Genomic DNA, 12340 nt, shown 5'->3' with positions numbered 1-12340 from the left:
TGTGAGGCCCTGTTAGCGTTCCACCGCCACAGTGAAAAGCCGAGTTAGCACATAGCGGGTATGTTACCCGCGAAAGGAGGCCACTGTGAAGTACATGGCGACATATGACCTTATGGAGTCCATGAGGTTGACCAATCAGTGGCTCGGCGCGACGGCTCAGGCGATCGGCGCGCACCCGGCAATGGCCATGACCCCGAACCCGATGTTCAAGATGCTGGACGCATGGGGACAGGTCACCGAACGCAGCTTTGCCCGCATGGTAGCAAAGCCCGATTGGAACATCCCATCTGTCGTTGGCGAAGACGGCCGCGACCACCTGATCGAAGTTGAAACCGTCATTGAGCGCCCGTTTGGCGATCTGATCAAGTTCAACGTCACCGACCGACCTTTGAAGCCCCGCAAGATCCTGCTTGTCGCCCCCATGTCCGGCCACTATGCGACCCTGCTGCGGTCCACCGTCATGTCGCTGCTGCCCGACGCCGAGGTCTATGTGACCGACTGGCATAATGCGCGCGATATTCCGGTGTCCGAAGGCAAGTTCGACATTGAAGATTACACACTGTATCTCGTTGAATTCATGCGGCAAATGGGACCGGACACGCATGTTATCGCCGTCTGTCAGCCTGCGCCGCTGGCCTTGGCCGCGACCGCCTATCTGGCGGAGGAAGACCCATCGGCGCAGCCGTCCACATTGACGCTGATCGGCGGGCCGATTGACCCGGACGCCGCCGCCACCGATGTGACCGATTTTGGCCGCCGCGTGACCATGGGCCAGCTGGAAGAAATGGCCATTCAGCGGGTTGGGTTCAAATACAATGGCGTAGGCCGTATGGTGTATCCCGGCCTGCTGCAGCTGCAGTCCTTCATGTCGATGAACGCCGAAACCCATGGCCGCGCCTTCTTTGAACAAATCCTGCGCGTGTCCAAAGGTGAGGCCGCAGATCACGACCGCCACAACAAGTTCTACGACGAGTATCTGGCCGTGATGGACATGACGGCGGAATTCTACCTGTCGACCGTGGAACGCATCTTCAAAAACGGCGAGATCGCGAAAAACGAATTTGTTGTCGGCGGCAAAACCGTTGATATCGGCAAAATCACCTCTGTCGCGGTGAAGACCGTAGAGGGCTCAAACGACGATATTTCCGCGCCGGGTCAATGCGTTGCGGCTTTGGACATGCTGACGGGGCTGCCCGACAGCAAAAAGGCCAGCCATCTGGAAGACGGCGCCGGGCATTACGGGATTTTCGCGGGCAAAAGCTGGCGCAACAATATCCGGCCGCTGGTTCTGGACTTCATCGACGCCAATTCGGGGATCAAATCGAAGCCGCGCAAGCGGGCGAAGAACCCAGCGAACGTGACGCCGATCAAAACCGGGCGCGTTGCAATTTAACGCGCGAGCCAGTCGCGCATCGCTTGCGTGGTGGCGTCCGGATTTTCCAAAGTTGGCAAATGCCCCGCGTTGGGGATGACCGATAGCGTCGCCGTCTGGATCAGCTCGGCCATGAATTCGTGGCGTTTGACGGGGCAGAGCGTGTCATCCTCCCCACACAGCACCAGCGTCGGCAGCGTCAGTTTTACAAGCGTGCTTTGCTGGTCGAGCCGGCGTTGAAGGGCGCGGGATTGGCGGACAAACACCCCCTCCCCCTGATCCATGGCCATGGCCATCACCAATTCCAGCACCTCTTCGCGCTGCGGGCCGTCCGCCAAATAGGTTGGCTTCATCTCGTCGCGCATCACCTCGGGCAAGCGCCCCGCCATGACACGGGCGATCTGCGGCTCGCGATTGGCCGCGATTTGCGGGGTTTCTTTCAGCGGATTGGTGTCCATGAGGGCAAGCCGCGTCACGCGCGCGGGCGCAATGCGGGCGACCTCCATCGCGACGATGCCGCCCAAGGACAGCCCGGCCAAAGCGAAGGTGTCGGGCGCGCCATTCAGCACATCGACGGCCATCTTCTCGATCCGGTCATGTTGCCCGATGGGTGGCAGGTGGATTGCGCGTTCCGACCCAAACGCCATGATCTGCGGCCCGAACAAGCGGGCGTCGCACATCATGCCGGGCAGCAAGACCAGCGGTTCCTTCATGCGCGTTGGTTCGCGATTTGGGTGCCTTCGACCAGCGAGCTCAGCTTGGCGTAGGCAATATCGGGATCAACGGCCCCAAAACCCGCAAATGTTCCAAAACCACAATCTGAGCCTGCAATCACGCGATCCGTCCCCATGAAAGGTACGAAACGGTCAAGCCGCTGGGCCACCACTTCGGGGTGTTCAACGAAGTTTGTGGTCGTATCCACGACGCCGGGGACCAATATTTTTTCTTCCGGGATCTCGGACGCGCGGTCGCGGAAGACCGTCCATTCGTGCGCGTGGCGCGGGTTGGAAGTCTCAAACAATAGCTGCGAGGCATTCACGCTCATCAGCGTGCCGAACACCTTGGCCATGTCGATGTCGCAAACATGCGGGCCCTCGTAATTGCCCCAGCAGATATGCACGCGGACGCGGGTCGGGTCGATGCCTGTCAGCGCGTGGTTCAGGGCCTCCACATGGGTGGCGGCGATCTTGAGGAATTCGTCGTCGCTGAGGTCCTGGAACAGCATGTGGCGCGACAAGGCGAGGTCAGGGCAGTCGAGCTGCAGGTAAAGGCCCGCGTCGACGATGGTGCGATACTCCTCGGCCATAGCGTCCGCCAGAGCGGCCAGATATTCCTCACGCGTTGCGTAGAAATCGTTTTGCAGAAACAGCGAGATGACGCCCGGGGAGGCCGCGTTCATGAAACCTTCTTCGATGCCGTTGGCGGCCATACCCGCTTTGAGGTTCGAAATGTCAGCCTGCAGATCGTCCTGGCCTTTGGATTTCACCTCCCCCGTGCACATGGGCCGCGCGTATTGCGGTGTACCGCCATCGTCGGCCAGGCGCTTGAGGAAGGACGGGAACAGCTTGAGATCACCCGGCGCGTTGCGCGGACTGTCGCCTGAGAAGCCCGTGTAGCGGTCTTTGACGTAGGTGGCGTAGCTGATCTTGGAGGTCTCGCCGTCGCTGACGATGCCCACGCCCACTTCGGCCTGCTTCTTCACCGTATCGGCGCAGGCCTTGGTCATGACCGCGTCAAAGGCCGATTGGTCATAGCTTTCGCCGTTTTCGCGGGCAAAAATCATGTCCACGACCTCTTGGGTGCGTGGCAGGCTGCCGGTGTGGGTGGTTTTGATGGTCATTGTGAACTCCCTCGTTGCGGTAGTTTCACCACGAAAAGGAGAACGGGAAAACCCCTATCCGCCCGCGTTAGCCAGCTGTCCAGCCGCCATCGACAAGGATTGAGGTGCCGGTCACAAGGCTGGAGGCGTCGGAGGCCAGATAGGCAACCGCGCCCATGATGTCTTCGACCTGGCCCACGCGGGGCAGTTTGATCTTCTCATCAATCCACGCGCGTTTGGCCGGATCAGCGAAAGTCGCCTCGGTCAGCGGGGTCAGGATGAAGGTGGGGCAGATGGAGTTGACGCGGATGTTGTCGGGGCCGAACTCGATCGCCATGGCTTTGTTGATGCCCTCGATCGCGTGTTTGGTTCCGCAATAGACCGCGCGTTCCTGCCCGCCGACATGGCCCATCTGGCTAGAGATCTGGATGATGGAGCCGCCGCCCTGCCCCTTCATCGAGATCGCGGCCTGTTGTGCGAGAAAGTAGGCGGCTTTGACGTTGATGTTCATCACCGCGTCGTAATCATCCGGGTCCGTGTCGGTGGCTTTGGAATGGCGGGCCAGACCGGCGGAGTTGCACAGGATATCGAACGGGCCTTGATCTGCGAAAACCGCTTTGACCGCGCTCAGATCGGTGACGTCCAGCTCGACGCCGGATGCGGACAGGCCGGCCGCCGTAATTTCATGAACCGCGGCGTCAATCGCCGGCACCCCGCGCGCAGCAATGACGACATGGGCGCCAGCCTCAGCCAAAGCCACGGCGCAGCCAAGGCCAATGCCGCGCGACCCGCCGGTGACCAGCGCGCGCTTACCGCTCAAGCGGAATGAGGGGGTTTTGGGCAATGTCATTTAGCTATCTCCTGTCCATTCGTCAGGGATAGCGGGTTGTTTGACGCCTTTGAAGGGCGGAAAGTCGGCGTAGCGGCTTTGGCGTTGTCTGAGCGTTTCTTCAGGTTCTGCACCTGCCGCCAACAGCTTGCCGCGCGGGGCGATGTAGCTGGAGATGGTGCGGCGGGGACGCGGCTCCCATGTCAGGTTGAAGGCGGCAAGTTTTGGAAAGTACCATTGTTCCGAATATGGGATGTGGTCGTGAATCCAATAGGCCAGATCGCGCCAATCGCGTCCTTGCGCGTATTGATCGGCGAACCATGGGATGACGATGGACGCCCCGCCTATGCGTTGGTCACCCTCCCCGCGATCCCAGATATGGCATTCGCCCGGGTAGTCATTGCGCGCGCAATTCAGCTTGTTTTCATTGCCATAAGTGTTGAGCGACGGGGAGCGGTAGCCCGACCGAACCGTGACGCAGCCGAAGGTTTCGTGCAGCGGGTCGAGCAGTTCGGTGCAAAAAGCGCGGCCAACCTCAATGGCAAGATCGGGATTTTCGGGGATATTGGCATGTTCATGAAAGTTGGAAATTTCCGAGTACAGAAATTCGCGCATGAAGAAGTATTTCGACAACCTGACCCGCCCCAATGTTTCAAGCGACCACATGGAGGCAGGTTTGCGCATTACGCGTAGCCGTTCCAGCGAAACGCGCCGTCTTCGCGCAGCGGCGAGAACGGGTTGTGGGCGACCTCCCAGATATGGCCATCAAGGTCCTCAAAATAGCCGTGATGGCCGCCCCAGAAGACGTCTTGCGCGGGCTTGAGGACTTTGCCGCCTGCAGGTTCGACCAAGGCGAGCAACTGGGCGACATGTTCCTTTTCGCGGACGTTGTGGCCAAGCGATACGGCCGCGCGACCTGACAGGGTTCCCTTTTCCAACCCGAGTTCTTCTTCGAGGCCGGATTGTGGGTAGAGGCCCAAGGTCTGGCCAATGAGGTCAAATGCGATGACCCCGTCCGGACTTTCCACGCGGCTCCAGCCGATGCCCTCGTAAAAGGTCGCTGACTTTTCCATGTCTGCAACACCGAGGGTAATTAGGCTGACGCGTTGTTCGAATTTCATGGGAGCTCCTTGATCCAAGTGGTTATAATATCGACAGTTTCCGCGTTTTGCGACGGGCTGAGAATGTCGCCCGCGATGACGTGGTTGAACGGGTCGTCCCCCTCGCCCATGACGCGCGGTTCCAGCGTGACCGGGCCGCCCCATTTGGTGGTGATCGCACGGGTGGTTTCGGCGTCCACGACCGCGTCGTCATCGGAGAAGATAAACAGCCCGGGCGTGGTGACATTCGAATAATCCGCGTCGCGGGCGTGTTTCACAATGGCCGCCATCGGGATCAGCGCAGTCGTCGGGTAGATGGTGGTCCAGTACTTCTGATGGTCGTCATTCATTGGCGCGAAGCTACGCTCCGCCCCCGCAACCAAAGTGCTGATGGTGCGTGCCAGGGGCCATTCGAGAATGGTGGCGGTGGGGTTCTTGATCCGGAAATTGGGGGAGACGAAGACGATGCCTTTGACGGCCTCGGCAAGCTCTGGGTCCGTGGCTGCGATCGCCGCAATGGTTCCGCCAGTGGAGGTGGTGATGACCACGACTTCCTTGCCGATGCGGCGACCAATGGCCAGCGCCTCCGCTGCGTCTTCCAGCCAGTCGCCCGCGACGGGCTCAGCCATGGCGATGCCACCAAAACTTTCGCGGCCATGGCCCTTTAGCCGGCCATAGAACAGGTTCGCGCCAAGCGCCTTGGCCACGTCGTCGGGGACGGGCCGGATCTCCTCAGACGTGGCGGAATAGCCGTGGATGTTGACGATGGCGATATCGGTTTGTGCGCCCGGCTCCCCCGCCCAGATGATCCGTTTCTCGACGCCTTCGGTGATATCGTCGAAACGACCTTCTTCCTTGGCCAGATAGACATCGAGATTTTCTGGCAGAATGCGGGGGTCAAACGCGATTTCAGTGTCGACAGGTTCGCGCGGCCACAGGAACCAGATCGCCACAATTGCGATCACGAGCCCCAGAAAGACCCGGCCCAGCCATTTTCCGAAAGCTCTCATCCCGTCACCTCGATCACGTTGCGAATTGCGTCTTCCACCAGTTTAAGCGCCACCGGGTCGGAGAAGCGGTGATCCCCGCCCTTGAGAACCACCAGCCGCATATCGTCGCCATCCGCATGGTCAATGAGCCGCAATGCGACCGACATGTCCACATCCGCGTCGTCGGTGCCCTGCAACATCCTGACAGGGAATGGCAGTAGGAGCGGATCGCGGAGCACCAGTTGGGTGCGGCCTTCCTCGATCAGCTTCTTGGTGATGATGTAGGGCTCGCCATAATCTGATGGCAGCGCCACTTGCCCCGCGTTGAGTTCAGCCTTTTGCGCATCGGAGAAGCCCGCCCACATGCTGTCCTCGGTAAAATCCGGGGCGGCGGCGATCGTGACCAAGGCCGCTATCTTTTCCGGGATGCGCTTGGCCATGAGCAACGAAATCCAGCCCCCCATCGAGGAGCCGACGAGGATTTGTGGCCCGTCAGTGAGGTCTGAGATCGCGGCTTGGGCGTCATCGGCCCAGTCGCCGATGCAGCCGTCGGTGAAGTCCTCAGAGGATTGACCATGGCCGGAATAGTCGAATCGCAGGAACGCGCGGTCCTGTTTTCGCGCCCAATCTTCCAAATGAATGGCCTTGGTGCCCTCCATGTCAGATTTGAAACCACCCAAAAACACCAGCCCGGGACCGTGCCCGTCATGATGGTGATAGGCGATCTTTCTCCCGGTTTTTGTCTGCAAATACTGAGGCATATGGCGTTCTCCGTCTGTCTTGTGGGCAGGCTATGCCAGCGCCGGAACAAAGGAAACCGCAACGTGGCGTCGGCGTGCTCAATACGTGACTCACTTGTCACGTGACTATTCAATCACCTATAAGCGATTCCATGGACGCGATTTTCAAAGCCCTGAACGACGCCGCCAGACGCGAGATATTGGACAGCCTGCGCAAGCGGGACGGCCAGACGCTCAGCGACCTGGAGCCCCAGTTCGACATGACCCGGTTTGGCGTCATGAAGCATCTGGCGGTGTTGGAAGAGGCGAAGCTGATCACGACCAAGAAAGTGGGGCGGTTCAAACATCACTACCTGAACGCCCTCCCCCTTCAGGAGGTCATAGACCGCTGGATTGAGCCGCTGCTGGCCAAACCCGTGGCGCAAGGCATCCTGGATTTGAAGCAACAGCTAGAAGGAGCTGCCAAAATGACCGACAAACCCGATTTCCGCATGGAAACCTACATCCGCTGCACCCAGGACGCGTTGTGGGACGCCCTGACCGACCCCGAGAAGCAGGCGCATTACCATTTCATGGCCGACCGCATCACCCGCGAGGGCAACACGGTGACCTATCACACCCCGGCCGGGGTCATGCTGATCTGCACGGAAACCCATCAAGAGCCCAAAACCCTGATCTCGTCGACGTTTGAGCCGAAATGGGAAGGGCCAGACATGGCCAAGTCCCGCTACGACTACCTGATCGCGCCGCAGGGCGACTTCTGCATGCTTGCAGTGGAACATTACGACATCCCCGAAGGCCAGCAAGGCGTTGCGGAAGGGTGGAGCCGGATGTTTGCAGGCCTGAAAACCTTCCTCGAAACCGGCCAACCGGCAAAATTCGGATATGGAGGCTAGTATGGAGTTCCCAACCGAGCTTGGCATTCTCACCTGCCTTTCGATCCTGCTGGCAACGCTTTGGATGCCCTACATCATCGGCGTGAACACGGCACCCGAGGGCACCCTGCCGGACGACGCGCCGGACGGGTTCATCCTGCCGCCCAACTGGCGGCTGCACCGGCCTTGGGTGCAACGCGCCTACCGCGCGCATATGAACCTGCTGGAACAATTCGTCCCCTTCGCGGTGATTGTGCTGCTGCTCGACCGCGTGGGCGGCTTTAACGCGGTGACCTATTGGACCTGCATCGCGTTTTTCTGGCTGCGGGTGGCGCACGCTGTGGGCTACATCACCGGGCTGACCAAATTCCCCGCCCGTCCCATCATCTTCACCCTGGGGTGGGTGTGCGTCCTTGTTTTGGCCAGCCAGGTTTTCGTTGGACGCATGGCCTAAACGAACAGCGGCGGCCTGTCCGGGCCGCCGCTAAACCAGTTTTCCCATGGGCTACGAGGGACTTTACCCGCTGACGTAAGCTTGCGCCTTGGGGCGGTAGAAATTTTTCTGATTGTGCAAGCGGCCCAGCAACTCATGCGTCCCGCGCATGGTCTCGCAAGGCTCCCCGGTCCCACTGGCAGACAGCTTGCGCTGCTTTTCACGCAGGGCGCTTTCGATCAGATCAAGATCATCTGGGGTCAAGTCGAAGGTCTTGTTGTAGGCTGGCATAGGTACCTCTAGGTCTTGGTCTCAAAAGTTTCCGATAGGCGTCATTTTGGTCCTCACATCTCTTAAGCACGCCGCCCTCGCGTCGTAAACAACAAATTTTTTGTCGCTTTTGAGGCATGCAACTGCATACCAAAATCAACCTCTTGACTGAGTTGGGCTGACGTTTCACTAAGCCCCTGAAAATAACCCGCAACCGGGCGTTTAGTAGGCGCCAAACCGACGAGGAGCCCTTAGATGGCCCAAATTTCCCTTACTTTCCCCGATGGCAATGCGCGCGAATTTGACGCAGGTGTGACCCCTGCCGAGGTGGCGGCGTCAATTGCGTCTTCGCTGGCCAAGAAGGCGATTTCCGCAACAGTCAACGGCCAGCATCACGACCTGCAATGGCCGATTGAAGCGGATGCAAGCATCGCTATCAACACCATGAAGGACGAGGCCCCTGCCCTTGAGCTGATCCGCCACGACCTCGCGCATATCATGGCGCGCGCCGTGCAGGCGATTTGGCCGGATGTGAAGGTGACCATCGGCCCGGTGATCGACAATGGTTGGTATTACGACTTTGACCGCGCCGAGCCATTCACCCCGGAAGACCTGGGCGCGATCGAGAAGAAGATGAAAGAGATCATCAACCTGCGCGACCCCGTGCGGACCGAGATCTGGGACCGTGCGCGTGCCGTTAAGTTTTATGAAGACAATGGCGAGCCATACAAGGTTGAGTTGATTGAAAGCATCCCCGGCGACGAGCCGTTGCGCATGTATTGGCATGGCGAGTGGCAGGACCTGTGTCGCGGGCCGCACTTGCAGCACACTGGTCAGGTGCCCGCTGACGCGTTCAAACTGATGAGCGTTGCCGGGGCCTATTGGCGCGGCGATTCTGACCGCGCCATGTTGCAACGCATCTACGGCGTCGCCTTCCAGAACAAGGAAAAGCTGAAGGAATACCTGCACTTCCTCGAAGAAGCCGAGAAACGCGACCACCGCAAACTGGGCCGCGAGATGGACCTGTACCACATGCAGGAAGAAGCCCCCGGCCAGGTGTTTTGGCACCCGAACGGTTGGACCATCTACACCGAGTTGCAGGACTTCATGCGCCGCAAACAGCGGGCCGGTGGGTATGTCGAGGTGAATACCCCCCAAGTGGTGGATCGCCGTCTTTGGGAGGCCTCCGGCCATTGGGAGAAGTACCAGGAAAACATGTTCATCGTCGAAGTGGACGAGGATCACGCCCGCGAAAAGGCCGTGAACGCGCTGAAGCCGATGAACTGCCCCTGCCATGTGCAGGTGTATAACCAAGGGCTGAAATCCTACCGCGACCTGCCGCTGCGCATGGCGGAGTTTGGGTCCTGCGCGCGGTATGAGCCATCGGGCGCCCTGCATGGTATCATGCGGGTGCGCGGGTTCACCCAAGATGATGGGCATATCTTCTGCCGCGAGGACCAGATCGAGTCCGAAACCGCCGTCTACATTGAGTTTTTGTCGTCCATCTACCGCGACCTTGGGTTTGAGAACTTCCGGGTGAAGTTCTCTGACCGGCCAGACACCCGCGCCGGCTCTGACGCGGTTTGGGACAAGGCCGAGGCCGCGCTGCTGTCGGCCACACGGGCGGCAGGCATTGAGCCGGAGATGAACCCCGGCGAAGGCGCGTTTTACGGCCCCAAGCTGGAATTCGTGCTGACCGACGCCATCGGCCGCGACTGGCAATGCGGCACCCACCAAGTGGATTTCGTGCTGCCCGAGCGGCTGGACGCGAATTACATTGGCGAGGACGGGAACAAGCACCGCCCGGTCATGTTGCACCGCGCGACGCTGGGCTCGTTTGAACGGTTCATCGGCATCCTGATCGAAGAGCATTCCGGCAAGCTGCCGATGTGGCTGGCCCCGCGGCAGGTCGTGGTGGCCTCCATCGTGTCAGATGCGGATGACTACGTGATGCAGACGGTCGCCCAACTGAAAGCCGCAGGCATCCGCGCGGAAGCGGACACCCGCAACGAGAAGATCAACTACAAGGTTCGGGAACACTCTGTCGGCAAGGTCCCGGTCATTCTCGCAGTGGGCAAGAAGGAAGTTGAAGATCAAACGGTGACTGTCCGCCGACTTGGGGAGAAGCACACCAAAGTTGAGGCCGTTTCCGATGTGATTGGCGCACTGTCGGCCGAGGTGACACCGCCTGACCTGCGCTGACTAAAGAAGGGCGTCTTGTACGTCCTTCTTCCAGCCGAGATAGAGCCTGTCGGCCTCAATCACCGGGCGCTTCATCAAGGTGGGGTGTTCGGCCATCAAGTCCCGCGGCGCGCGCGCGCGGTCGGCATCCGTCAGCCCGCGCCAAGTGGTTGAGCGGGTGTTTAACATGTCATCGCCCAGCGCATCATGGAATTCGGCCAGCTTTTCGGCGCTCAGCGGGGTGTCCCGCACATCAACAAATGTGACGTCCCTGCCTGCGGCTTGTAGTGTTTTCAACGCCTTACGGCAGGTGTCGCAGGCTTTGATGCCGTATAATTTCACGCAAAAAGCTCCTAATTTCCCTAAGGTCAACTTCGGCGGGTTCCCGCCTATGGCGTGTCATTACCCCGTTGTCGTTGAAATTTTACATGAACGACCTAACTCTGCAACTGTGACACAGACTTTACGTAATGGCCTTCTTCCTCACCGCAGATGCCTCAAGTAAGACTGAAAAGGCACCACACCGCCGGATGCCCTGGGCGGGACTAGAAGGAGAAACGGAAATGGCCACTGGCACCGTAAAATGGTTCAACACGACCAAAGGCTTCGGCTTTATTGCACCAGATGATGGGGGCAAGGACGTGTTCGTTCATATTTCTGCCGTTGAGCGCGCCGGGATGACCGGGCTGCGCGACGATCAGAAAATCCAGTATGAAATGATCGAAGGCCGCGACGGGCGTCAGTCCGCGGGCGATCTGGTCGCGCTGGACTAAGTCTTTCAAAAGGCGACACTATTTGGGACGGCCTGCATCACGCGGGCCGTTTTTTTTGTGCCTGCGACGGGAGTGTAGAAAGCGCGGAGCAAACCTATAGATTGCGTATAGATGATCGCGCCCGTTTGCAAAACGCGGGCGCTGTGGCACTCTGAAGACATTTAGACCTGCATTTTTGTCCAGAGGGAGCCGCATTATGGCCAAAGCAACCAAGATGATGACCGCCAACTTGATGTCGATCAGCCACGCGCTGATGGGAGAAATCAGGGTGGGCAGCCAGACGCTCAGCTACAAATTCTTCCTGCGCGCGGATACGCCGGGGCGCACCAACGCGGCGCCCCTGACGATCAGCGGGTCGGTGCGGGAGGTCGGGACGGATTTCGTGCGCCTGCGCAAATCCAGCGGCTACCGGACCCACACGGACATCGTCATCCCCTTCCATTCGATCCTGTATTTCGAGGAAACGTACCGCTCGCGCGGCGGCGAATAGCTCGCGCGGATTTGATGACGGGTTGCGGCGCGACGCCTTTAGTCTGAGGTCGCCAAAAACCGGAGACCCGATGCCCGAACTCGTCACTTTGCTGACCATCTACTACGCCTGCGCGGCGGATGCTGCGGTGGGGGTGCTGACCCAGCCGCAACGCTTTGCCTGCAACGAGACCTACCAACAGGCCAAACGGCTGTTCGCCGACGAGCCGCACCTGCGCGTTCCCGGATCAGTGCTGACGCCGGAGCAGAACACGGTCGCCTACCTGAAGCTGCGGGCATGGGAGGCGGAGAATGCAGAGCTGGTGGCGGAGTTGAAGGGCCGGTGACATGTTGCGCCTGTCATCCCCGCGAAAGCGGGGACCCCGATGAAATGAGGCGCTCCGTACCGCGAGGTCCCCGCCTTCGCGGGGATGACAAGGTAGAATGATTGCCGCCTACCGTCTCTTCTAGGCGGTTAGCCGAAAAAGAGA

General features: G+C 59.7%; 16 protein-coding genes. 7 read left to right on the top strand and 9 right to left on the bottom strand.

Annotated elements, in window-relative coordinates; all coding sequences use genetic code 11:
• Positions 1–85: 85 nt before the first annotated feature.
• Positions 86–1393 carry a polyhydroxyalkanoate depolymerase gene (gene phaZ / locus Q0899_RS01375; protein WP_298292450.1) on the top strand — a complete coding sequence of 436 codons (1308 nt, stop codon included), beginning with the start codon at positions 86–88 and terminating at the stop codon, positions 1391–1393.
• Here the strand turns inward: phaZ and Q0899_RS01370 are convergent.
• The 7 genes from Q0899_RS01370 to Q0899_RS01340 form a co-directional block, all read right to left on the bottom strand.
• On the bottom strand, positions 1390–2085 hold the full coding sequence (locus Q0899_RS01370) for an alpha/beta hydrolase (RefSeq protein WP_298292452.1): 696 nt from the start codon (positions 2083–2085) through the stop codon (positions 1390–1392). The two genes, phaZ and Q0899_RS01370, sit on opposite strands and share 4 nt — an antisense overlap.
• Positions 2082–3212 (bottom strand): cobalamin-independent methionine synthase II family protein, encoded by a 1131-nt coding sequence (locus Q0899_RS01365; RefSeq protein ID WP_299190892.1) that lies wholly within the window; start codon positions 3210–3212, stop codon positions 2082–2084. Before Q0899_RS01365 ends, Q0899_RS01370 begins: the two co-directional genes overlap by 4 nt.
• A gap of 67 nt (positions 3213–3279) precedes the next feature.
• Positions 3280–4041 (bottom strand): SDR family oxidoreductase, encoded by a 762-nt coding sequence (locus Q0899_RS01360; protein ID WP_298292456.1) that lies wholly within the window; start codon positions 4039–4041, stop codon positions 3280–3282.
• On the bottom strand, positions 4042–4686 hold the full coding sequence (locus tag Q0899_RS01355; protein ID WP_299195169.1) for a hypothetical protein: 645 nt from the start codon (positions 4684–4686) through the stop codon (positions 4042–4044).
• A 17-nt stretch (positions 4687–4703) separates the two neighbouring features.
• Entirely contained in the window at positions 4704–5141 is a 438-nt protein-coding gene (locus Q0899_RS01350) for a VOC family protein (RefSeq protein WP_299190891.1), read from the bottom strand.
• Positions 5138–6130 (bottom strand): alpha/beta fold hydrolase, encoded by a 993-nt coding sequence (locus Q0899_RS01345; protein WP_299190890.1) that lies wholly within the window; start codon positions 6128–6130, stop codon positions 5138–5140. The genes Q0899_RS01350 and Q0899_RS01345 overlap by 4 nt, the downstream gene beginning before the upstream one ends.
• Positions 6127–6870 carry an alpha/beta hydrolase gene (locus tag Q0899_RS01340; RefSeq protein ID WP_299190889.1) on the bottom strand — a complete coding sequence of 248 codons (744 nt, stop codon included), beginning with the start codon at positions 6868–6870 and terminating at the stop codon, positions 6127–6129. The genes Q0899_RS01345 and Q0899_RS01340 overlap by 4 nt, the downstream gene beginning before the upstream one ends.
• 131 nt (positions 6871–7001) lie before the next feature.
• On the opposite strand from Q0899_RS01340, the gene Q0899_RS01335 reads away from it, so the two are divergent.
• Both Q0899_RS01335 and Q0899_RS01330 read left to right on the top strand, forming a co-directional pair.
• Positions 7002–7745 (top strand): helix-turn-helix domain-containing protein, encoded by a 744-nt coding sequence (locus Q0899_RS01335; RefSeq protein WP_298292465.1) that lies wholly within the window; start codon positions 7002–7004, stop codon positions 7743–7745.
• A gap of 1 nt (position 7746) precedes the next feature.
• Positions 7747–8178: an MAPEG family protein gene (locus Q0899_RS01330; protein WP_299190888.1), complete on the top strand. Its 432-nt coding sequence runs from the start codon at positions 7747–7749 to the stop codon at positions 8176–8178.
• A gap of 63 nt (positions 8179–8241) precedes the next feature.
• Here the strand turns inward: Q0899_RS01330 and Q0899_RS01325 are convergent, their stop codons facing one another.
• On the bottom strand, positions 8242–8448 hold the full coding sequence (locus Q0899_RS01325; RefSeq protein ID WP_298292469.1) for a hypothetical protein: 207 nt from the start codon (positions 8446–8448) through the stop codon (positions 8242–8244).
• A 234-nt stretch (positions 8449–8682) separates the two neighbouring features.
• On the opposite strand from Q0899_RS01325, the gene thrS reads away from it, so the two are divergent.
• A complete protein-coding gene (gene thrS / locus Q0899_RS01320; protein WP_299190887.1) occupies positions 8683–10629 on the top strand; it encodes a threonine--tRNA ligase in 1947 nt (648 codons plus the stop codon).
• Here thrS and Q0899_RS01315 read toward each other — a convergent pair whose 3' ends face one another.
• Complete coding sequence (locus Q0899_RS01315; RefSeq protein WP_299190885.1) at positions 10630–10950, bottom strand: ArsC/Spx/MgsR family protein; 321 nt, start codon at positions 10948–10950, stop codon at positions 10630–10632. It abuts the gene before it with no gap.
• A gap of 221 nt (positions 10951–11171) precedes the next feature.
• Here Q0899_RS01315 and Q0899_RS01310 point away from each other — a divergent pair, with 221 nt between their 5' ends.
• The 3 genes from Q0899_RS01310 (at position 11172) to Q0899_RS01300 (ending at position 12196) form a co-directional block, all read left to right on the top strand.
• Positions 11172–11381 carry a cold-shock protein gene (locus tag Q0899_RS01310; protein WP_298292475.1) on the top strand — a complete coding sequence of 70 codons (210 nt, stop codon included), beginning with the start codon at positions 11172–11174 and terminating at the stop codon, positions 11379–11381.
• A 196-nt stretch (positions 11382–11577) separates the two neighbouring features.
• Complete coding sequence (locus Q0899_RS01305; RefSeq protein WP_299190882.1) at positions 11578–11871, top strand: hypothetical protein; 294 nt, start codon at positions 11578–11580, stop codon at positions 11869–11871.
• A gap of 70 nt (positions 11872–11941) precedes the next feature.
• On the top strand, positions 11942–12196 hold the full coding sequence (locus Q0899_RS01300; protein ID WP_299190880.1) for a hypothetical protein: 255 nt from the start codon (positions 11942–11944) through the stop codon (positions 12194–12196).
• The last annotated feature ends 144 nt before the right edge of the window (positions 12197–12340 follow it).

Source organism: uncultured Litoreibacter sp., from assembly GCF_947501785.1.
In the GTDB taxonomy this organism is placed as follows: domain Bacteria; phylum Pseudomonadota; class Alphaproteobacteria; order Rhodobacterales; family Rhodobacteraceae; genus Litoreibacter.
The sequence above is the reverse complement of the archived record's forward strand: the minus strand, read 5'-3'. Positions and strand labels throughout refer to the sequence as shown.